Origin of the sequence: Nocardia sp. NPDC056064 (assembly GCF_042266925.1) — a bacterium.
GTDB lineage: Bacteria > Actinomycetota > Actinomycetes > Mycobacteriales > Mycobacteriaceae > Nocardia.
On record NZ_JBHJWO010000001.1, the window covers coordinates 3,954,897 to 3,976,531 of the forward strand.

A 21,635-nucleotide genomic window follows, 5' to 3' on the forward strand; every position below is an offset into this window, starting at 1 on the left:
ACTGACGATTAGGTAAACCTAAGCTAAGTTACGAACCCGTTCCGCGCAAGAGGACACCCCTTATGAACTGTCGCGAATTCCCGTCTACGGTGATCGGATGACGCACGACGACCACGAACCCGTCCTGGTCACCCTCTCCACCCCCGCCCGCCGCAGCCTGGTCGCGGGCCTGCTCCGCCCCGAGGGCAGCACCCCCGACCCCGTCGACGTCGACATCCCCGACCCCGACCTGGCCGCCTTCCTGGCCGGCATCGCCCACGCCGACCACGGCTTCGTCGCCCGCACCACCAGCGGCCCCCGCGCCCTCGCCGTCGTCGCCGGCACGGTCGCCGCCCTCTGCGGCGAAGACATCCCCACCGCCCTAACCACCCCCGACCTGGCCTTCCTCAAGGGCCTCAAGCCCCCCGCCATAGAAGCCACCCGCACCGTCCTACTCGGCATCGAAACCCCGGCCGCACACGAACAAGAAGTAACCGCCGCCCTCGCGCCCCTGGACCCCTAGCACCGCCGCGCCGCAACAGGCACATCTGACGCCACCAAACCCCTAGCACCGCCTGACTCGCAACCAACTCCCGCGACGGCACACCCCCACCCGACGCCACCAACGCCACCCCGAAACCCAACCCCCACGGTTTTCGGCCGCCTCGCATCCGAGGGGCGAGACGTCCCGGCGAAGCCGAAGTATCGCCCCTCGGATGCGAGGCTCACAGGGCCGAAAACCAGCGGCGCCAGCCGCCAAAAGACACAGCTAAAATGACACAGTGCCACGTATTGGGTATTTCGGGCCGTCCGGGACGTTCACCGAGATGGCTCTGGTGAAGTTCGAGCAATCGGGGGCCTTCGACGGGCCCGTCGAGCGGATCGCCGCGCCCAGCCAGGGGGCTGCGCTGGATCTGATCCGCTCCGGTGACGTCGAAGCCGCCGTCGTCCCGATCGAGAGCTCGGTCGAGGGCTCGATCCCGGCCACCCTGGACTCGCTGGCCATCGGCCCCCGGTTGCAGATCATCGCCGAGACCGAGCTGGAAGTGAGTTTCGCGATCCTGGCCCGGCCGGGCACCACCCTGGACCAGGTGCGCTCGCTCGCCGCCTACCCGGTGGCCGGCGCGCAGGTCAGGGAGTGGGTGGCGCGCACGCTGCCCGAGGCGCAGCCCTACATCTCCGCGTCCAACGCGGCGGCCGCCGAGGACGTGGCCGCGGGCAGGGCCGACGCGGCGGTGTCGACGGCGCTGGCGGGGGAGCGGCTGGGTCTGGTCGCGCTGGCCGAGGGCGTGGCCGACCACGATCAGGCCATCACCCGTTTCGTGCTGGTGACCCGGCCCGGCGTGGCCCCGCAGGCCACCGGCGCCGACCGCACCTCGATCGTGCTCGAACTGCCCAACGAGCCCGGTTCGCTCATGCGTGCGTTCGCCGAATTCGCCACCCGCGGTGTCGATCTCACCCGCATCGAATCCCGCCCGACACGTACCGGCATGGGCACCTACCGCTTCTATCTCGACTGTGTCGGCCATCTCGACGACCCGGCCGTCGCCGAGACGCTCAAGGCCCTGCACCGCACGGCCCGGGTGCGCTTTCTCGGTTCCTGGCCCGCCACCGCGGCGGTCGGCACCCCGCCCCCGTCGGACGAGCCCGCCGCCGAATGGCTCACCCAGCTGCGAAAGGGAGTCGCCGACCTATGACGACACGCGCGAAGCTGATCCTGGTGCGCCACGGCGAGACCGAGGGCAATGTCGCCCGCATCCTCGACACCCGGGTGCCGGGCCTGCCGCTCACCGAACGCGGTGTGGCGCAGGCGAAGGCGTTCGGCTCCGGCCTGCTGACCCCGCCGCGGGTGCTGGTGTCCTCGGAGGCGCTGCGGGCCCGCCAGACCGCCGGCTACATCGAGGCGGCGACCGGTACGTCGGCCCAGGTGCTCGACGGTCTCTTCGAAGTCCAGGTCGGTGACCTGCACGGTCGCTCCGATCCGGAGGCACATGGCCTGTTCCAGCGCATCTACCGCGGCTGGCATCTCGGCGAACTCGACGCCCGTGCCCCCGGCGGCGAGTCCGGCCAGGAGGTGCTCGACCGGATCCTGCCCGTGCTGGGTGGCCTGCGCGAGGAGTACCTCACCGGCGACGGCGCGGGCGACGTGATGGTGGTGAACCACGGTGCCGCCATGCGCCTGGTCGGCAAGGCGCTGGCCGGGGTGGCGCCGCCGTTCACGACGAACAACCACCTCGACAACACCGAGACGATCGAGCTGCTGCCCACCGAGGACGGCGGCTGGGAGTGCCTGCGCTGGGGCAGGTTCACCCCGCCGTTCACGGTGAAGGCCGAACCGACCGCCGACGATCCGATGGGCTAGTACTCAGCTCTCGGCGGCCGCGGCCTTGAATTCGCTACGTACCGGCAGGGATTCGATCAGGTCGGCGACGGCCGTGCGCAGGCGCGCGGCCGAGCCGGTGGCGATCGACGACCACTTCACCCCGTCGTCGGCGACGCTGGCCGTGATGATGAAACGGCCTGCGCGCGTGTTGAACACGGCGATGTGGTTGTCCTGGATGTCGCGGGTGCCGTCACCGTAGGCGACGCCGACGATCTCGGCGTAGGAGTGGATCTCCACCAGGGCCGAGGCCAGTGTCTGCGCGTCGGTGGCCGGGTGGCCGACCTTCGCCAGCCGGGCGGTGGTGGCTGCCGCGTCACCGGTGTCGCCGAAGATCGGGGCGAGATCGTCGGTGGGCGCGTTCATCCCGTACAGCTCGAGTGCCTCGGTCTGCCCCAGCGCGTGCAGAACCGCGCCGGGCAGATCGAGACCGGCATCGTCGACGACATAGGAATCCGGCCCGCGCAGGGCGACGACCGCGCGGTCGTCGCCCTGCGCCAGACAGAATCGATTCACCTGGCCCGCGACCACCCACCGCAGCGCGATGATCCACTGCGGCCGGTAGAGCACCCGCAGGCGCTCGGCGAGCTCGGGCGCGACCGTGTCACCGAACACCAGCTCGCGTTCGGTGAGCACGGCCTCGGCGGCATTCATGGCCGCGTCGTGCGCGGTCACGTTGTCGTAGCGCCCCATGGCATCGAGGACGACGGGCATCTCGTCGAACTGCAGCTTCTCCAGGAGGAACTGCATCTCGTCGAGCGAGAGCACGACGGCCTCGAGCAGCGATCCCCCGCTGCCCCCGCCCAGGACCGTCACTTGGCCGATCCGGCGAGATCGGCGCCGATCACGCCCTCGGCTGCGTAGCGCCCATCGGTGAACTGCTCGTTGGAGCGGCCGTAGTCGACGGCGTCGTGCTCGTCGTCGTCTTCGCCCTTGGCGCCGCGGCCGAGCAGCGGGTTGGCCCCGTGCCCGGTGTTGTTGCGCACCGGCGCGCCGTCGACCCGGTTGACCACCGATTCGGTGACCGGGGCCGCCGCGGGGGTGCTGGCCGCCGGAGCACCCCAGCCCTCGGGCAGCTTCAGCTGACCCGGCGCGAACGCGGAGCCGCCGAGACCGGCCGACACGGTGGACAGGCCGCCCGCGGCCCCCGCGCCGAGACCGGCCATGACCGGCGCCGCCGCGGTGGCGGGCACGGTGCCGGCGGTGGTGGCCGCCGACAGCGCCGAGGACGCGATGTTGCCCGCCGTGCCGACACCGCCGGAGACGACGCTGCCCGCGACATTGGCCGCCTGGGTGGCCGCGCTGACCACGCCCGGGTTGGACACGAAGGCCTGCGCCGCGCCGATCGCGGTGGAGATCGGGTCGCCGCCGAAATCGCCCTCGGTGGCCGAGCCGGCGCCGCTGGCGATCTGCGGCGGCATCGAGAACTCGCCGGGGGTGGTGACGGTGGCGGTGGTGGCCGCCTCGTAGGTCTCCATCACCAGCGCGGCGCGGACGTCCATCGCGTGGCGGGCGACCTCGGCGACCTCGAAGGCGCCGGAGACGACACCGGGCGGGTTGGCCGAGGCGGTGACCGCCGCGTTGGTGGCCACGATCTCGGGCAGGCTCGGCATCGCCAGCGAGGCCACGGTGTAGGCGGTGGCGTTGGCGGTGGCCTTGGCGCTCATCACACCGGCCATCGCGCTCTGCTGACCGGTCCAGGCGAGGAACGGCGCGAGCCGGCCCAGCACGGCCAGACCGTTGACACCCTGCAGGCCCACGCCCACCTCGGCGATCACGCGGGTGATCGTGAAGGTCGCGTCACCCCAGGCAGCGGCCAGTGTCCCCCACGACGTGGCCGCTGCGGCGATCGGTACGGCGTGCGCACCGGTGTTGAGGGTGGTCGAGTTGATCTCGGCCATACGCGGTAGCCAGAAGACCCCGGTGATCCCTGCGGTCATTGTTGTTTCTCCCCTGAGTGAACGATCGTCGGCGGATCGGGTACGGCTACACCTGGACGGCGTTGATGGTGGCCGCGCGGGCCACGTCCTCGCCGATGTGGGTGGTCAGCTGCGAGCGCAGCGTCGCGGCGGCATGGTGCAGCTCGAGGATGCCCTGTGCCATCGCGCCGTCGTGGGTACCCGCCGCGCGGTTGAAGTGCGAGGCGGCCAGCAGCGACACCTCTTCGGCTCCGGAGGGGAGCACGTGGGTGGTCGGCCCGGCCAGACCGGCGGCGACGGCGAGCCGTTCGGCGAGCAGATCGAGCTCGGCGGCGGCGGCGAGGACGATTTCAGGTGCTACGAGAACGTGTCCAACCATGACCCGACTCCTTCTGGTGGCGACTATCGGGAACCACGAGAATTCCCCCTACGAGTGATAGGACGCGAGAGCGGGACGTTCGGTTCCATCGATTCCCCACCCTTTTTTCGCTAACCCCATCCCAGCTCATGCAACCGGTCGTCGTCAATCCCGAAATAGTGTGCTATTTCATGGATCACGGTGATCGCTACCTCCTCGACCACCTCGTCGTCCGTACTGCAGATGTCGAGAATAGCCTCTCGATAGATGGTTATGGTATCCGGCAGCGAACCCGCGTAGAAGCTGTCTCGCTCGGTCAGCGCGATTCCGTGGTAGAGCCCGAGCAGCGAGGGCTCCTCGTCGTTGCGGTCCTCGACCAGCACCACGACGTTGTCGATGGCCTCGGTCAGTTCGGGCGGAATCCGGTCCAGCGCATCGCCGACCAGCTCTTCGAACCGCTCCGGCGACATCCGGTCGGCCACGGTCACCGCGGCTGTGGCTGCGGCGGCAGCGGGGCCGCGCCGGGCAGCGGCGCCGGGGTGGAGCGGCCGGTGTTCGGCGGCGGCACCGGTGCCTGCCCGTCGATCAGGATCTCCCCGCGGGCCGAGCCGACGATCGGCGCGAAACCCTCACGGTCGACACCCTTTCCGAGCCAGCAGTCCAATTTGTGACTGCCCGCGAGCCAACTGGTCGGTTCGAGAACGTCGAAGAACATCGTCAGCGTCTTGTTGCGGATGGCGTCGGGGCTGCCGAGATAGTCGGTGGCGAGCCGGTTGCATTCGGCCTCCACGTACTTGTCCTGGTCGGCCTCCGAGGGCGGCCCGCCGGTGAAGTTGGCGGCCAGGTCGACGGTGCCGACGATCTCCACCGCGTGCGGCTGCGCGCAGTCGACCGGATCGGTCGGCAGGTTCTGGTTGATGCCCAGGCAGGTGCCCGCGTCGTGGACCTTGGACTGGTCGCCCTCGGCGATGCTGCCGGTGGAGGCCGGGCTGGTGGTCGTGGCCGCCACCTGCACGCCGCAGCGCAGGGTCCGGTCGCCGTGCTGCCAGCCCGCCGGGCTCGGCGACATCACGTTCACGGTGTACTTGCCGCGCGTGTCGAAGCGCCCGCCCAGGTAGCGCTGCACCGCGCTGACGCAGTGCTCGTCGCGCAGTTCGGTCATCCGCAGCGAATCCGGGTGCCGGGTGCCGTCGCCGAACTCCCGGCCCGGGTAGGCGCTCAGGTCGATCACCCCGGCGACCTCGAACAGGTGCTTGTCGGCGCAGTTCACCTTCACCAGGTCGCTGCGGTCGGGCTTGGTCCAGCTCAGGCAGTCGCCTTCGGCGGCGCTGCTGAACTCCTTGTCCCTGACCACCGGCTCGGCGCCGGGCTGGTGGGCCTCGACCTTGTCGCTGTCGAAACCGGTGACGGTCATCGTCACCAGGGCGGCGAGCACCGCGCCGAGGGCGCCGATGAGCATGCCCCAGCGCAGCTTGTTCGCCGACAGATGCAGCGAGCCGCCGCGTCCACGCGGCGCGGACCCGGATTCCTGTGCTGGTTCACTCTGCTTCTTCGACATCGCGGTCCATCATGGCAGTGCGTCCGCCGCTGTGCCACGACCTGTGCCGGAGACGCGGGCGCGCGCGTCCCCGGCGGGCCGGGCTAGCCGCGCAGGGCGGAGACGAAGATGCCCGGCAGGCGGCGGATCTTGCCGTCGCCGTAGAACTCGGTCAGCTTGCGGCCGGTGCCCGTGCCGGTCTTGTTGGAGACGAACCACGGCGGCTTCGGGGTGGTGGCGAACTCGCCGCCCAGGATCGAGCGCGGGGCGGGCCGGAACGGGCCGCGGACCACCGTGCGCTCGACATCGTCGAGCAGGAAGGCGTTGTGTACGACGCCGACGCCGCTCTGGATGTCGTCGAGGGTGTGGCCGGGGTAGGCGCCCCAGCTCGCGCGCGGGGTGAGGAAGGCCAGGCCGGTCCAGGAGTTGATCGCGACCGTGCCGTAGCGCAGGTTCTCGATCGCGGTGTCGAGCGCGCCGCCGAGTGCCTTGATGGTGGCCGGATCGGCGATGACGTTGGCGCCGAGCGTGCCCATCAGCTCGTCGTTGGCGAAATCGACCGCGTTGCCGAGGAATTCGGTGCCGGTGCCGGGCAGTTCGACCACGCCGAGCACGGGGGAGAAGTACTCGGTGCGCAGCAGCGCGGTGCCCGTGGCGGGCAGGTTCTCGGCCAGCACGCGGCCGTTGGCGCGGGCGCCGTCGGGGTAGCTCTCCAGCGCGCCCGCGACACGGTTGTCGCTGCCGGGGTAGTAGGCGGTGCGGGCGGGCGCGGCGTCGACGGCGGCGCGCAGTTCGGTGAGGAACTGCTGCTTGAGCGGCCAGTCGGCGGCCAGCACCACCGTCTGCGCGGCCACGCAGTTGTAGCCGCCGTTGTGCAGGCGCATGGTCGCCACGTGCTCGGCCTGGAACTTCAGGTCGGCCGCCGACCACTCGCCGGGCACCACGATGACCGGCGCGACCCCGCCCAGCTCGCTGGTGATCGGCTTGTCCAGCGCGGGCGTGCCCGCCGCGCGCCGCTGCGCGCCTTCCTCGCCGGTGCCCCAGACGATGGCGTCGTGGGTCGGCGCGCCGCCGGTCATGTGCACGTGCGCCACCTGCGGATGGTTCACCAGGTAACCGCCCTCGGCCGCGCCGCCGGTGAGGATGCGTACCAGGCCCAGCGCGATGAACGGCGCGAAGATGGTCTGGAACACCGGCAGCAGCGGGTCGGTGATCGGGTTGAGTTTGAGCGCGACCACGCGGTTGTTGGCGTAGAGCTCGTAGAGGGTGTCCAGCGGCGCGATGGACATGATGTTGCCCGCGCCGAGCACCGCGCCGACCCCGTTGGTCGCCGCCGGGTCGAGCTGGGCCAGGCCCGCCTTGCGCCGCGCGGTCCCCGCGTCGACGCCGGGCCTGAGCCAGACATCGGCGGAGAACCCGCTGAGCAGCAGTTTGTCGTAGATGCCGTGCGGCAGCGCGGGCACGCTCACCCGGCCGCCGGGCGCGCTGCCCAGGGCGACACCGTCGAGCGGGCTGCGGCCCTGTTCGAGCGCGCTCAGCGATTCGCTCAGTGCCTTGGCGCCGGCCAGCATGGTCATCGGGCCCGACATCCACTCCTCACCGAGCAGCGGGCTGTCGGCGTCGAGCTTCTTGATCACGCGCGCGGCGTCCACCCACGCCTGCGCCTCGCGCGCGGTGATCGCGTGCAGTTCGTCGAGCAGTTCGCGGCGGCGGCGCAGGTCGGTCGCGGCCCAGGTCTTCTCCCCCTGAGTGAGATCGGCGAGTGCGGCATCTATCCCGGCGGTGTCGAAAGAAGTACTCACACCGCAACTATGCTCCTGTCCTGCCCGCTTGGCATAGGGGCGAAAGATTATCCGTTGCGCGCACTACTAGGCTGTTTTCCTATGATCGACCTCCGATTCGTGCGCGAGAACCCGGAAGCCGTGCGTGCCTCGCAGCGGGCCCGCGGCGAGGACCCCGCCCTCGTCGACGCGCTGCTGGAAGCCGACGCCGCGCGCCGCGCCGCCGTGGCCACCGCCGACACCCTGCGCGCCGAGCACAAGGCCATGGGCAAGGTGATCGGCAAGGCGAGCAAGGAGGAGCGCCCGGCCCTGCTGGCCGCCGCCACCGACATGTCCGCCAAGGTCAAAGAGGCCGAGGCCGCCCAGCACGCGGCCGACGCCGACCTCGACGCCGCGCACCGCGCCATCTCCAATGTGGTGCAGGAGGGCGCGCCCGCGGGCGGCGAGGACGACTACATCGTGCTCGAGACCGTCGGCACCCCACCGGAGTTCGACTTCGAGCCGAAGGATCACCTGGAGCTCGGCGAGTCGCTGGGCCTGATCGACATGGAGCGCGGCGCCAAGGTGTCGGGCTCGCGGTTCTACTTCCTCACCGGCCACGGCGCGCTGTTGCAGCTGGGTCTGCTCCAGCTGGCCGCGCAGAAGGCCGTGGCCAACGGGTTCACCATGATGATCCCGCCGGTGCTGGTGCGTCCGGAGATCATGGCCGGTACCGGCTTCCTCGGCCAGCACTCGGCCGAGGTCTACCACCTCGCCGACGACGACCTCTACCTCGTCGGCACCTCGGAGGTGCCGCTGGCGGGCTACCACGCCGAGGAGATCCTCGACCTGAGCGAGGGCCCCAAGCGCTACGCGGGCTGGTCGTCGTGTTTCCGCCGCGAGGCGGGCAGCTACGGCAAGGACACCCGCGGCATCATCCGGGTGCACCAGTTCGACAAGGTGGAGATGTTCGTCTACACCACCCCCGAGCAGGCCGACGCCGAGCACCAGCGCCTGCTGGCCTGGGAGCGCGAGATGCTGGCCGCCATCGATGTGCCCTACCGGGTCATCGACACCGCGGCCGGCGATCTGGGCAGCTCGGCGGCGCGCAAGTTCGACTGCGAGGCCTGGGTCCCCACCCAGCAGACCTACCGCGAGCTGTCGTCCACCTCGAACTGCACCACCTTCCAGGCGCGCAGGCTCTCGGTGCGCTACCGCGACGAGAACGGGAAACCGCAGATCGCGGCCACCTTGAACGGCACCCTGGCGACCACGCGCTGGATCGTGGCCATCCTGGAGAACCACCAGCAGGCCGACGGTTCGGTGCGGGTGCCCGCGGCGCTGGTGCCGTTCGTCGGCACCGAGGTATTGAAACCGTAGACCTCTTCACTGTTGGCCAGGTGGGCATTTGTAGCATGTGGCAAACGACCTGACCCGACAACATCTAGGCTGGTGCTCGTGCGAGGAATCGGGGCGCGCGGCGATACCCGAACCCGGGTGCGGGCGGCATCGGCGTTGGCGACGGCAAAGGTCATGGCCAGGACAACGGGGGCGTTCTACGTCCTCGGCGGTGTCCTCGGCCTGACCATCACTGCGATCGCACCGGCTGACACGCGTGCCCTGGATGTCACGGGCGTCGAGGACGGCAGCCGGTTACTGGTCGGCATCGCGGCCGCGGTCGCGCTGGTCCTCGGGCTCACGCTGCTGGCCTGGGGCCCGCGCATGCCGCACGCCCTGCACCACGCCTACCTCGCGACCGCGACAGTGCTGGTCACCGTCGCGGTGCACGATTTCCCCAACCTGGTCGGCGGTATCACGCTGGCCTCGTTCTACGTCTTCGTCGCCTGCGATGCCGCGCTGTTCTTCGCCTGGCCCTTCGCCGCCGCGCACATCGGTTTCGCGATGGCGCTGTGCCTGTGGGTGCTGCCCGATCGCGGCCTGCCCTGGTGGTCGGGCCTGATCCCGGCCGGGGTCACCTTCGGCGCGGGCGTGGTCGTCGGCATCCTCACCCGGATGGCCTCGGACGCCGATATCGACGTGCTCACCGGCCTGCTCAACCGCCGCGGCTTCGAGAAGCAGCTCAACCCGGCGATCGACGCGGCCGGGCGCGGCGGGCACGGGCTGTCGCTGGTGCTGGTCGACCTGGACCGCTTCCAGAAGATCAACGATCACCTCGGCCACCGCGCGGGCGACGCCGTGCTGCAACGCGTCGCCGACACCTGGCTCGACCTGCTCGCCCCCGATCAGGTGCTGGCCCGCTTCGGTGGTGACGTCTTCGCGCTGCTGCTGCCCGGCACCACCGAACAGGCCGCCATCCTGCTCACCGAGCAGCTGCGCGCCGCGGTGACCATGGGCTGCTCGGCCGGTGTCACCTCCTGGCAGCCGGGCGAATCGGGTTCGCTGCTGATCAGCCGGGCCGATGTGGGCCTGTACCGGGCCAAGCAGGCGGGCCGCAACCGCACGGTGCTCGAGTCCTCGCGGCAACTGCCGCTGGCGGTGGAACTGCGCGAGGCGATCGACCGCGGCGCGCTGGACGTGCACTATCAGCCGATCGTCAGCCTCACCGAGGACGGCGGCCAGGCGGTCGGTGTCGAGGCGCTGCTGCGCTGGTCGTCCAATGCCCAGCCCGAGGTCACCACCGAGGGCCTGATCCGGGTGGCCGAGGAATACGACCTCATCTCCGACCTGGACGAACTGGTGCTGCGCCGCGCCTGCGCCGACGCCGCGCGGCTGCAGGAGAGCTTCGCCTCGCTGGACCTGACCCTCAATGTCAACGTCTCCGGCCTCGAACTGGCCGAGACCGACTACGCCGACCGGGTGGCGACCATCCTCGCCGACACCGGCTGGCCCGCCGACCAGCTCGTCCTCGAGGTCACCGAGAGCGAACTGGCCGCCGAGTCGCAGACCGCCATCACCAACCTGCACACCCTGCGCGACCGGGGCGTGCGCATCGCCATCGACGACTTCGGCACCGGCTACTCCTCGCTGAGCCGCCTGGCCACCATCCCCAGCGACATCCTCAAGGTCGACCAGTCCTTCGTCGCCGCGATCCGCTCGGACTCGCCCGCGCCGCCGCTGCTCGGCGTGATCGCCGCGCTCAGCAAGTCGCTGGACCTGCAGGTCATCGCCGAGGGCGTGGAGACCGAATACCAGGCCGCGGTACTCACCGAACTCGGTTTCGCGCTGGCCCAGGGCTATCACTACAGCGATTCGCACCCGGTCTCGGAACTGATCAACGACCTCAACGAGGGCACCTCCGACGACGACGATTCGCTCTCGGCCAGCGGCTGGATCCCGCTCGGGTAAAGCCCTTGACGTGCGGCGCGCGCCCGGCGAACCATGGTGTGCATGAGCATGTTGGTCTACGACTGTTGATCCCGGCTCGTTCGCCGAGCCGTCGCGGGGGTCAGGCGCTTGGCCGCTGACCCGGTCGACGTTCGCGGCCTCACAGTGCGCGCGGTGCTGTTCCGGGGCACCCGCGACCTGCTGCCGATCTATGCCCTCTACGGTGTGCTCTTCGCCGACCACGGCCTGAGCACCGCCCAGATCTCGCTGCTGCTGGCCATGTGGTCGGTGACGGCGTTCGTGCTCGAGGTGCCCTCGGGTGCCTGGGCCGACACCGTCTCGCGCCGCGCCCTGCTCATCGCGAGCTGCCTGCTCCAGGGCACCTGTTTCGCGCTGTGGATGATCGCGCCCTCCTTCGCCGGATTCGCGCTCGGTTTCGTGGTGTGGGGCATCGCGGGCGCGCTCGAATCGGGCACCTTCGAGGCCCTGATCTACGACGACCTGGTCGCCCGTGGCGCCCCGAACGCCTACGCCTCGATCATGGGCTGGTCGCGCGGTGCCCAGGAATCCACCGTCCTCGTGGCGATCCTGGCGGCGGCCCCGCTCTACGCCCTCGGCGGATACGCCCTGGTCGGCTGGGTCAGCGTCGGCATCGCGCTACTCCACACCGGCACCGCTCTCCTTCTCCCACGCCCGCCGGTCGCCATCTCGGCAGCCGCCGTCGATGACCTCGACGACACTCCACCCACCCCCGACCGCCTCGGCCCCCACGCCATGCCCACCTCCCCGCCGATCATCCGCGCCGCGACCGACACACCGTCGCCCACCAAGGCCGACACCGCGCCCCCCTGTCGCGACGATGCGCCCGCGCGGGGCGACGATGACGCGTCCACACCCGGCGATGACATGCTGCTCGCGCCAGCGCACGACACCGTTCACCCGGCAGCCGCCACCACCTACCCCGGCGCAACGGTGTCCTCCCGCTACGTGACCATGCTCCGCACCGGCCTGGGTGAGGCCCTACGCGTGCGCCGCGTCCGCCGCGGTGTCCTGCTCGGCGCCCTGCTCTACGGCGTCACCGCCTTCGACGAGTACTTCGGCCTGCTGGCCGTCTCCGGCGGTGCCTCCACCAGCACCTCGGCGTTGCTGATCGCGGTGACGGTGGTGGGCTCGCTGCTCGGTTCGCTGCTGGCGGGCCGCACCGAGGCCGTCTCGGCACGCACCCTCGCCATCGCGCTGTTCGTGGCGGGCCTGCTGTTCATCGCCGGTGCGCTGGCGGTCGGGATGGGTGGCACGGCCATGCTGTGGATCGGGTTCGTCGGCATCGGTGTCGCCTACGGCATCGACTTCAATGCCGAGGTCATCGCGGGCGCCCGGCTCCAGGACAGCATCGCGGGACCGGCGCGCGCCACCGTCACCTCGGTGTCGGGTCTGCTGTCGGAGATCGTGGCGCTGGGGGTGTTCGCGTTCGTCGCGCTGGCCACCCAGTGGCTGGCGATGTCCACCACCATCGCGCTGCTGGGCCTGGTCATCCTGGTCAGCGCCGTGCTCACCCCGACCTGGCTGCCGCCGCGCCCCACCCGCTAGCGCCGCGCCGGGATGCTAGGTTGCTGGCGAAACCAGGAGTGGGGGAGTTACCGCGATGATCGAGCCGTTGTCGCCGACCGAGTCACCGGTGATCGGCCGCTACCGGATCCGCGGGGTGCTCGGCGCGGGCGGGATGGGCCGGGTGCTGCTGGCCACCGGGCCGGACGGCCGTTTCGTGGCGATCAAGCAGATCCACGCGCACCTGCTCGACGACCGCGAGTTCCGCGCGCGCTTCGAACGCGAGGTCGCGATCTCGGCGCGGGTGTCGGGCGCGTTCACCGCCGCCGTGGTGGACTTCGACACCGCGAGCGAATCCCCGTGGCTGGCTTCGGTGTTCATTCCGGGCGTGCCGCTGGACAAAGCGGTCCGCGAGCTGGGCCCACTGCCCGTACCTGCCCTGCGCACCCTCGCCTCCGGCCTGGCTTCGGCCCTGCACTCCATCCACAGCGCGGGCCTGGTGCACCGGGATCTCAAGCCCGCCAACGTGATCCTGGCCGCCGACGGTCCCCGCGTGATCGACTTCGGTATCGCCCAGGCGGCCGGGCTCGGCTCCGCCCCGCTCACCGAGGTGGGCGCGGTCGTCGGCTCGCCCGCGTACATGTCCCCGGAGCAGGCCAACAGCGCCCCGGTGACCTCGGCCAGCGATGTCTTCTCCCTGGGCTCGCTGCTGTGCATGGCCGCGACCGGCACCAGCCCCTTCGCCGCCACCTCCGCGCCCTACACCCTGTTCAATATCGTGCACAGCGAGCCGCAGCTCGACCAGGTCCCCGAGCCGCTGCGCGAACTGATCGCGGGTTGCCTGCGCAAAGACCCCCGCGCCCGCCCGACGCCCGCCCAGATCCTCGACTATCTCGGGGTCCTCCCGGTCCAGGCCCAGCCGTGGCCGGCGCCCGTACATACCCAGATCGCCGAGCAGACCAGGAATCTGGTCGCGCTGACCTCCGATCCCGAAGCGACCCAGATCATTCCGGCGAACCTGGCGACCCCGCACCCGGGCCCGATGGCGCCCGCGCCGCCGGTCCGCAAGCGGCGCACCGGAATACGGATCGGCATCGCCGCGACGGTCGCGGTGATCCTGGCTGGCGCGCTCACCGCGGTGGTCCTGCGCGGTGGCGACGACCCGAAGCCGCCGGCCGAAGTCACCGCCACCCTCCCCGCCCTCGACCAGCTGCGCGGCACCGACACCTGCGACTGGGTCCGCGACGCGCTCGGCGAGACCCTGCCCGCCGACGTCGCCGCCAAGGCCGCCACCTCGGTCGCCGCCTGGCGCTGGCAGATGACCTCGAGCTGGGGCTGCGACGCCAGCTCCGGCGGCGCCCGGCTCGCCGTCGAAATCGGCGCGGCCACCGAGGCTTTCACGGCAGGCGCCGAGGTGGTCAACGGCTATGCCATCGCCCGCCGCGGCGAGGACTGCGCGTTCGCCGTCGACGGTGGCGCCGGCGGACATCGGTGGGGCATCACCGTCGACACCTTCACCCGCGCGGACTGCGCCCTCGCCGAGCACACCGTCGACCGCCTCACCGCCGCCCTCGCCACCCTGGCCCCCGCGCCCGGCGCGCAGACCTCCCTGTCCACGGTCGACCCGTGCGCCCTCGTCGACACCGCCGCCCTCGGCGCACCCACGTCGCAGTCGGCCCACACGTGCGAATGGCGCGGGGAGAGCACCGTGCGGATCGTGCTGTCCCAGCCGCAGCGGTCGCAGACCTCGATCGAGGAGAAGGTGATCGATATCGGCGACGGCGTGCTGGTCGAGGACGAGACCTTCGCGTCGATGAACCTCCACGAATGCCGCCGGGTCCACCGTTTCCGCAATGTCGGGCAGTCCTACCGCGAGATCGTCGAGGTCTTGGTCTCCGACCCGGACGAGACCACCGGCGCCCTGTGCAAGGTCGCCGATCCGCTCATGCGCCAGGCCGTCGGCCGGTTGCCCGCGCGGTAGCCGCGGCGAATGCCCAGGTGATAGGTTCACCGCAGAGTTCGGGGAGGGATTGTTCGTGCGTCATCCGTCGCGCTGCCTGGCGGCGGCGCTCTCGCTCACAGTGCTGTTCGCCGCGGGGTGTGGGGACGAGCCCGTCGTCCCCGATCACGGTGACTACGCCCTGACCCCGATTCCCGGCGATTTCGACGACCTGCCCAGCCGCGTGCGCGGATCGCTGGTGGAGTCGGCGCGCATCGGCGAGCGCGTGCTGTTCGCCGACCGGATCGATCCCGAGTTCACCATGGGTCGCGGCGGCGGGGTGGTCGTCGGGGTACGCGGGGTCGACGATCTGCTCTCCGGCGTGCAGAAGACCGCGCTGGGCCCGTTCGACGTGCTGGCCGGTTTCGGCGCCATCGGCGGCAACGGCTACGTCGACGACGAGCAGCGCGACGCGTTCCTGTCCATCACCATCCTGTCGCTGCCCGACGCGGGCCAGGCCACCGCGGCCGCGCAGGCGATGGCCGCCGCCGACTTCACCGCCAATACCGAGAACGCGCCCCTGGTGCTGCCGGAGTTTCCCACCGCGCTGAGTCACTGGCGTCCCGGCGTGCCCACCGCGGGCAGTTGGCTGGTGTGGCAGAACCTGGTCATCCGGCTGTACGCGAAGATCATCGAGCCGAACCCGGAACAGCTCACCGACCTGCTCGCGCGCACCTACCGCGCGCAACTGGCCGAGCTGGAGAACTTCGTGCCCACCCCGGCCGCCGAGCTCGCGAACCTGCGCCTGGACAGCGACCATCTGCTGACCCGCACGCTCAAGACCGGCGAATACTGGCCCGACCGCTGGGATTTCATGCTCTACGGCCCCCGCGCCTACGCCCTGCTGCTCGACAAGCCCGCCGCCCGGATGCGCGAATTCGAGGCGGCCTCGATGGACGCGGTGGCGGTGTCGGACAACAAGTTCCTGCACCGCGCCGGTGACGAGCCCGCCGCGACGGCCTTCGCCGAGACCGAACGCCGGTCGCTGCTGGCCGCCGACTACTCGGTCATGCGGGGTGTGCCCGGGGTCGACGGGATCGACTGCTACCGGGCGGCCCGGCCGAATCCGACCAGCAACTCGGCCCGGCGCTTCGCCTGCCTGGTGTGGCACGGCGAGTTCGTGGTGCGGCTCTACAGCAACCAGGAAGACGACGTCCGCCGTCAGGCCGTCGCGCAGTTCGCGCTGCTCGGCGGGCAGTGGTGAGTACAGGGGGTGCGGGCATGAAACCGCTGACCGCGCAGGATCCGGTCCAGCTGGGCCGCTACCGCCTGCTGGCCGTGATCGGCAAGGGTGGGATGGGCCAGGTGCTGCTGGGCCAGGGGCCCGACGGGCGGCTGGTGGCGGTGAAGCAGATCCATCGCCAGTTCACCGGCAATCCCGAGTTCCGGGCCAGGTTCCGGCGCGAGGTGCTCGCCTCCCAGCAGGTCACCGGCGCCTACACCGCGGGCGTGGTCGATCACGACGCCGACTCCGAGACACCGTGGCTCGCTTCGGAGTACATCGCCGGTCCGGCCCTGCAGGACATGATCGCCGAGTTCGGCAAGCTGACGGTGAGCGGTCTCAAGCTGCTGGCCACCGGCCTGGCCATGGCCCTGCTCGAGATCCATCGCACCGGCCTGGTGCACCGCGATCTCAAGCCGGGCAATGTGCTGCTCACCAACGACGGCCCCCGGGTGATCGATTTCGGTATCGCCCGCGCCCTCGAGGACGATCTCGCGCTCACCACCACCGGCACCGTCCTCGGTTCGCCCGCGTACATGTCGCCCGAGCAGGCCGAATGCCGCCCGCTCACCGCGGCTTCGGATGTGTTCGCGGTCGGGGCGATCCTGGCCATGGCCGCCACCGGTGTCAGCCCCTTCGACGCGCCTTCGACGCCGCAGGTGCTCTACAACGTCCTCTACAGCGCTCCCGACACCAGCGCCGTCCCGCCGCCGGTGCGCGTGATCGTCGACGCCTGCCTGGCCAAGGACCCGGCCGCGCGTCCCACCCCCGAGCAACTGCTCGACCTGGCGGGCCGGATCGAGGCCGAACCGGTGTGGCCGGTGCGCATCCGCAGGCGGATCGCCGAATCCCATGCCGAGGCGGCGCGCTGGGCCGATGGCACCGCGCAGACCGAACCGCAGGCGCCCGCTCCGCCGAAACGGCTCTGGCCGCGCCTGGTCCCGGTCGCCGCGGTGGTCTCCGCCCTGACCCTGGTCGCCATCGCGGTCTGCGGTCTCGGCACCGACGGCACCGCGGTGGCGATGGACGACCCGCCCCTGGCCCTGACGCCCGAGGAGACCCGTGGGCTCGACATCTGCGCCTTGCTGAAACCCGACGTCGTCGGCGAAATCGGCACCGCGGTGGGCGAACTCGTGCCCGGCGGCGTGACGGGTTGCCACATCTACTACCTCGAGCCGTCCGGTCGCAAGATCTACCTGGGCCTGGAGACCGGGGTGCCGGTGGCCGAGTCGACATCCAACAAGCAGTCGATGGGTTCGACGATCAACTGGATGCCGGTCCTCGGCCGTCATCGCGAGGCCCGCAACTGTGATCGCATCGTGGTCGCCCAGAGCGGTGTGCCGCTGGCTCTCACCATGAGCGTGACTGTCAACGAGGGCGACGGCTGCCCGGCCGCCGAACGGGCGCTGGCCGCGGTGGTCCGCCGCCTGGCGGTGAATCCGCCGCTGCGCGAGGACCCACCGGGTTCGGTCCTCACCCTCGACGCCTGCTCACTGATCGACATCGCGGTCACCCGCCCGATCGTCGGCGACCCGGTGCGTGAGCGCACCCCGCACGGTTGCGCGGCGACCGGGCGCGAGGGCTACTTCGCCGTCGGCATCGACGAGCGCACGCGACCCGACAATGTGGTCGGCGGCAAGGCCCGCCCGACCAGGACGATCGCCGGGCGCGAGGTCTTCGTCGACCACGAGTCGGCGAACTACTGCGAGCTGTTGGTCATGGTCCGCCCGACCCGCGACGACCGCGCCGAACAGGTCCGCGCCACCTACTACTCGTATCTGCCGCAGCCACCCGACACCTGCGACACCGCCGCCACCCTGCTCGCCCCCGCTCTCGCGAAGTTGCCGACCTCATGACGATCCAGCCTCCCGGCCCCGGCGAGCCCGGCACCATCGGCCGCTACCGGGTGCTCGGCGCCCTCGATTCCGCGCCCGGCTTCCACGCGGTCCTGGCCGCCGGTCCCGACAACTCCCTGGTCGTGGTCCAGCAGGCGCAGCGCGAACTGCTCGGCGAGCCGGACTTCCGGGTCCGGTTGCGGCACAGTGCCGTTGCCGCGATGCGGGTGTCCGGTGCGCACAACACCACCGTGATCGATGTCGACGCCGATGCCGAAAAGCCCTGGCTGGCCTCGGTGTTCGTGCCGGGCGTCCGCCTCGACCAGGCCGTCGCCGAACACGGCCCGCTGCCGGTCCCCGCCGTCCGCGCGCTGGCGGCCTCGCTGGCCTCGGCGCTGCGCGCGGTGCACGGCGCGGGCCTGGTCCACCGGCGGTTGCGCGCCGACTCGGTGCTGTTGTCGGCCGATCGCGGACGGCTCGGCGAGATCGGCATCACCCCCGTGGACGGGCCGTCGACCACCGAGACCACCCTCGGCACACCGGAATTCCTGGCGCCGGAACAGGCACTCGGTCTCGAGATCACCCCGGCCGCCGATGTCTTCGCGCTCGGCTCGGTGCTGGCCTTCGCCGCCTCGGGCGTCACCCCGTTCGCCGCGCCGTCGGTGCCCTACACCCTGTTCAATATCGCCCAGCGCGAGCCCGACCTGAGCCGGGTGCCCGAGCCGCTGTTCGAGATGCTCGCGGCCTGCCTGCGCAAGGACCCGGCCGCGCGCCCCACTCCCGGACAGATCCTGGAGTATCTCGGCGGCGAACCGAGCGGTCCGCCGCCGTGGCCCGCTCCGGTCCTCGACGACATCGGCCGCCGCGAACACGAGATCGCCGCCCTGCTGGCCGCACTGCCACCGCTGACCGCCCCCGAACCCGAACCGGCCCGCCCGCTGCCCGAACGGCTGACCGCCGCGGCCGCCGCGACCAAGGAATTCGGCAGGCGCGCAGTGTTTTCCACGCGCCGTCGCTGGGGTGCCGCGAGTCCCCGCGCCCGGATCGGCACCGCGCTCGGCGTGGTGACCCTGCTGCTGGCTGTCGCGGGCATCACCGCCTTCGCGACCCGAGAACAACCCCCGGTCACCAGCCTGACCCTGGCCCAACTGCGCCAGACCGACGCCTGTGCCTGGCTCACCACCGCCATCGGCGACGCGGTGCCCGTCGCCCCGGCCGCGCTGCCCGCCGACACCTGGAAACTGGAACCGAGCTCGACCTGGGGTTGCCTGGCCGGCTCCGGAAGATATGGCATCACCCTGGAACTGGGCCACAAGAACCAGTACCTGACCCCGCAGGTGAACCTCGTCGACAGTGTCGCGGTGATCAACGGCAGCTCGGCCACCTGCTCCCGGGTCATCGCGAGCCCCGGTGACGACGCCGCCACCGGCATCGCCATCGGCCTCAACGAACCGGGCTCGGCGGGGGAGTGCGCCGGGCTCGACTACCTGGCCGCGAATATCGCGCGCACACTGAGCGCCGCGCCGCGCGCCGGAGACCGCGAGGGTCCGCTGTCCACTCTCGAACCGTGCGCACTGCTCGACCGGGACTTCGTCGCCGGGAAGATCGGCGCCCTGGCCGTCGCGCCGACCATCGCCGACGCGCACACCTGCCAGTGGGACGCGCGCCTGCGCGTCAGCGTGAAACTGCTGCGCACCAGCATGCTCACCACGGGCAGCGGTGTGCGGCCCGGCGAGGTCGACGGCCTGACGATGTTCGACGACAAGACCACCTCCAGGGCAATCTGCACCCGCGCCTACCTGGTGCCCGACGCGGGCACCGAGTCGATCGAAGTCGCCGTCCACGGCATCGACGGCCTGCGCGAGGACTACTGCCCGATCGCCGCGAGCGTGCTGCGCCACGTGGTGGACCAGCTGCCCGACCGCTGAGCTCCTGGGGGATACTCGACCGGCGATGACCACCACGAAGGGACCGCGATGGACCAGCTCGGGGTAGCGATAGTCGGATACGGCCTGGCCGGCTCGGTGTTCCACGCACCGTTGATCGCGGCCGAACCGCGGCTGCGGGTGGCCTCGGTGGTCACCTCGTCGGCGGAGCGGGCCGCGCAGGCCCGCGCCGACCATCCCGGCGTGCGCGTCTGGTCGAGTGCCGAGGAGATGCTCGCCGAGGACGAGCACGCCGACCTCGCGGTGATCGCCACCCCCAACCGCACCCACGCGCCCCTGGCGCTGAAGGCGCTGGCCGCCGGTCTGCCGGTGGTGGTGGACAAGCCCTTCGCCGTCACCGCCGACGCCGCGCAGGAGGTGGTCGACGCCGCCGAGAAGGCCGGTCTGCCGCTGAGCGTGTTCCAGAATCGCCGCTGGGACAACGACTTCCTGACCGTGCGCGGCCTGCTCGACGCGGGCGAGCTCGGTGAGGTGCGCCGGTTCGAGTCGCGCTTCGAACGCTGGCGCCCGGCGGTCAAGGGCGGCTGGCGCGAGGTCGGCACCGCCGAGGACGGCGCGGGCATCCTGTTCGACCTCGGCTCCCATCTGGTGGACCAGGCGCTGACCCTGTTCGGCCCGGTCGTCGAGGTCTACGCCGAACTCGACCGCCGCCGCCCCGGCGTCGAGACCGACGACGATGCCTTCATCGCGCTGACCCACGCCCAGGGCACCCGCTCGCAGCTGTGGATGAGCGCCGTCGCCCCGCAACTCGGCCCACGCCTGCGGGTACTGGGTTCCACCAGCGGTTACACCGTCTCCGGCCTCGACCCACAGGAAGCCGACCTGCGGGCCGGTCGTCGCCCGGACGACGGAAAACCTTGGGGCACGGTCGAACCCGAGTCCTGGGGCACCTTCGGCGCGGGCGATGACCTGCGCACCGTGCCCACCCTGCCCGGCGACTACCCCGCCTTCTACGCGGGCATGGCCGCGACCCTGCTCGACGGCGCCCCGGTGCCGGTCGACCCGCTCGACGCCGTCGAAACCCTGCGCATCCTGGAATACGCGCGCCACGTCGCGGGCGGACCCGAGGACTGAGGCGTCGCTCAGCGCGAGGTGCTCACCGGCACGGCCGGACCGAGCGCCTCGACCTGCACCGCGACCACACTGGTCAGGATGCCGCGCGCCACCGCGAGCAGCTCGGCGACCTGCGGCGAGGTGAGCGCGTAGGTCACCGTGAGCCCCTCCCTGCGGGCGGTGACCAGGCCCGCGCGGCGCAGCACCGCCAATTGCTGGGAGAGATTCGCGGCCTCCACGCCCACCTCGGGCAGGATCTCCGAGACGGCGTGCTCGCGCCTGCTCAGCAGCTCGAGCACGCGGATGCGCACGGGGTGCCCGAGGGTTTTGAAGAAGTCGGCCTTCATCTGATAGAGCGGCCGCTGTGTCCCGGGCATGTCACCGAGCCTAGTTGAAACCGTCTGTGGGGCGGGATGATACGAGCGTCTAGATCTCGAGCTCGGCGTCGATGTCGGCCAGCCGCCTGCGCGCCAGCGCGAGATTGCCGCGGGTGCGGTCCAGCGCGAGGTAGAGGAACAGGCCCTTGGCCCGGCGCGCCTGCGTGGGCCGGATCAGGTGGTACTGCCCGCCGAGGGTGATGAGCACGTCCTCGACCTCCTGTTCGAGCCCGAGCTGCTCCATCGTGCGCATCTTGGCGCGCAGGACCTCGGTATTGCCCGCCGCCGCGACCTGCAGGTCCAGATTCTTCGACCCGCCGATGGTGCCGAGCGTCATGCCGCTGGTGTAGTCGACGACGCAGGCCCCCAGCGCCCCGTCCAGCAGCATCATTTCCTTGAGTGCAACGTCCATGTCCGCCATGGTTTTTCCTCTCGCATCA

General features: G+C 71.1%; 19 protein-coding genes. 11 read left to right on the forward strand and 8 right to left on the reverse strand.

What is annotated here, in order from left to right:
* Nucleotides 1–97: 97 nt before the first annotated feature.
* The 3 genes from ACFC06_RS18315 (at nt 98) to ACFC06_RS18325 (ending at nt 2,341) form a co-directional block, all read left to right on the forward strand.
* On the forward strand, nt 98–502 hold the full coding sequence (locus ACFC06_RS18315; protein ID WP_375932300.1) for a hypothetical protein: 405 nt from the start codon (nt 98–100) through the stop codon (nt 500–502).
* Nucleotides 503–761: 259 nt separating this feature from the next.
* On the forward strand, nt 762–1,676 hold the full coding sequence (pheA, locus tag ACFC06_RS18320) for a prephenate dehydratase (RefSeq protein WP_375932303.1): 915 nt from the start codon (nt 762–764) through the stop codon (nt 1,674–1,676).
* On the forward strand, nt 1,673–2,341 hold the full coding sequence (locus ACFC06_RS18325) for a histidine phosphatase family protein (RefSeq protein WP_375932306.1): 669 nt from the start codon (nt 1,673–1,675) through the stop codon (nt 2,339–2,341). Before pheA ends, ACFC06_RS18325 begins: the two co-directional genes overlap by 4 nt.
* Before the next feature lie 3 nt (nt 2,342–2,344).
* On the opposite strand, the gene ACFC06_RS18330 is transcribed toward ACFC06_RS18325, so the two are convergent.
* The 6 genes from ACFC06_RS18330 to ACFC06_RS18355 form a co-directional block, all read right to left on the reverse strand.
* Nucleotides 2,345–3,175, reverse strand: coding sequence for an ESX secretion-associated protein EspG (locus ACFC06_RS18330; RefSeq protein WP_375932309.1), 831 nt, complete (start codon nt 3,173–3,175; stop codon nt 2,345–2,347).
* A complete protein-coding gene (locus tag ACFC06_RS18335; RefSeq protein WP_375932312.1) occupies nt 3,172–4,299 on the reverse strand; it encodes a PPE domain-containing protein in 1,128 nt (375 codons plus the stop codon). Before ACFC06_RS18335 ends, ACFC06_RS18330 begins: the two co-directional genes overlap by 4 nt.
* Nucleotides 4,300–4,345: 46 nt before the next feature.
* Nucleotides 4,346–4,657, reverse strand: coding sequence for a PE family protein (locus ACFC06_RS18340; protein WP_336084712.1), 312 nt, complete (start codon nt 4,655–4,657; stop codon nt 4,346–4,348).
* A 110-nt stretch (nt 4,658–4,767) separates the two neighbouring features.
* Nucleotides 4,768–5,118 carry a metallopeptidase family protein gene (locus ACFC06_RS18345; protein ID WP_278260830.1) on the reverse strand — a complete coding sequence of 117 codons (351 nt, stop codon included), beginning with the start codon at nt 5,116–5,118 and terminating at the stop codon, nt 4,768–4,770.
* Nucleotides 5,119–5,120: 2 nt separating this feature from the next.
* On the reverse strand, nt 5,121–6,194 hold the full coding sequence (locus tag ACFC06_RS18350; RefSeq protein WP_375932316.1) for a septum formation family protein: 1,074 nt from the start codon (nt 6,192–6,194) through the stop codon (nt 5,121–5,123).
* 83 nt (nt 6,195–6,277) lie between these two features.
* Complete coding sequence (locus ACFC06_RS18355) at nt 6,278–7,975, reverse strand: aldehyde dehydrogenase family protein (protein ID WP_375932319.1); 1,698 nt, start codon at nt 7,973–7,975, stop codon at nt 6,278–6,280.
* 81 nt (nt 7,976–8,056) lie between these two features.
* On the opposite strand from ACFC06_RS18355, the gene serS reads away from it, so the two are divergent.
* The 8 genes from serS (at nt 8,057) to ACFC06_RS18395 (ending at nt 20,839) form a co-directional block, all read left to right on the forward strand.
* Nucleotides 8,057–9,313 carry a serine--tRNA ligase gene (serS, locus tag ACFC06_RS18360; protein WP_375932322.1) on the forward strand — a complete coding sequence of 419 codons (1,257 nt, stop codon included), beginning with the start codon at nt 8,057–8,059 and terminating at the stop codon, nt 9,311–9,313.
* Nucleotides 9,314–9,466: 153 nt separating this feature from the next.
* Nucleotides 9,467–11,239, forward strand: a complete 1,773-nt coding sequence (locus ACFC06_RS18365) for a putative bifunctional diguanylate cyclase/phosphodiesterase (protein ID WP_375932325.1) — start codon at nt 9,467–9,469, stop codon at nt 11,237–11,239.
* Between the two features lie 153 nt (nt 11,240–11,392).
* Nucleotides 11,393–12,805, forward strand: coding sequence for an MFS transporter (locus ACFC06_RS18370; RefSeq protein WP_375932328.1), 1,413 nt, complete (start codon nt 11,393–11,395; stop codon nt 12,803–12,805).
* A gap of 55 nt (nt 12,806–12,860) precedes the next feature.
* Complete coding sequence (locus ACFC06_RS18375) at nt 12,861–14,744, forward strand: protein kinase (protein ID WP_375932331.1); 1,884 nt, start codon at nt 12,861–12,863, stop codon at nt 14,742–14,744.
* A 55-nt stretch (nt 14,745–14,799) separates the two neighbouring features.
* Nucleotides 14,800–15,966: a hypothetical protein gene (locus ACFC06_RS18380; protein WP_375932334.1), complete on the forward strand. Its 1,167-nt coding sequence runs from the start codon at nt 14,800–14,802 to the stop codon at nt 15,964–15,966.
* Between the two features lie 17 nt (nt 15,967–15,983).
* The gene (locus ACFC06_RS18385) at nt 15,984–17,840 is read left to right on the forward strand and encodes a serine/threonine-protein kinase (protein WP_375932337.1); all 1,857 of its coding nucleotides are present in this window, start codon (nt 15,984–15,986) and stop codon (nt 17,838–17,840) included.
* Nucleotides 17,837–19,747 (forward strand): protein kinase, encoded by a 1,911-nt coding sequence (locus ACFC06_RS18390; protein ID WP_375932340.1) that lies wholly within the window; start codon nt 17,837–17,839, stop codon nt 19,745–19,747. Before ACFC06_RS18385 ends, ACFC06_RS18390 begins: the two co-directional genes overlap by 4 nt.
* Nucleotides 19,748–19,795: 48 nt before the next feature.
* Nucleotides 19,796–20,839 carry a Gfo/Idh/MocA family oxidoreductase gene (locus ACFC06_RS18395; RefSeq protein WP_375932343.1) on the forward strand — a complete coding sequence of 348 codons (1,044 nt, stop codon included), beginning with the start codon at nt 19,796–19,798 and terminating at the stop codon, nt 20,837–20,839.
* Between the two features lie 8 nt (nt 20,840–20,847).
* Here ACFC06_RS18395 and ACFC06_RS18400 read toward each other — a convergent pair whose 3' ends face one another.
* Both ACFC06_RS18400 and ACFC06_RS18405 read right to left on the reverse strand, forming a co-directional pair.
* The gene (locus ACFC06_RS18400; RefSeq protein WP_375932346.1) at nt 20,848–21,195 is read right to left on the reverse strand and encodes an ArsR/SmtB family transcription factor; all 348 of its coding nucleotides are present in this window, start codon (nt 21,193–21,195) and stop codon (nt 20,848–20,850) included.
* A gap of 49 nt (nt 21,196–21,244) precedes the next feature.
* Nucleotides 21,245–21,616, reverse strand: a complete 372-nt coding sequence (locus ACFC06_RS18405) for a hypothetical protein (protein WP_278260818.1) — start codon at nt 21,614–21,616, stop codon at nt 21,245–21,247.
* Between the last annotated feature and the right edge of the window lie 19 nt (nt 21,617–21,635).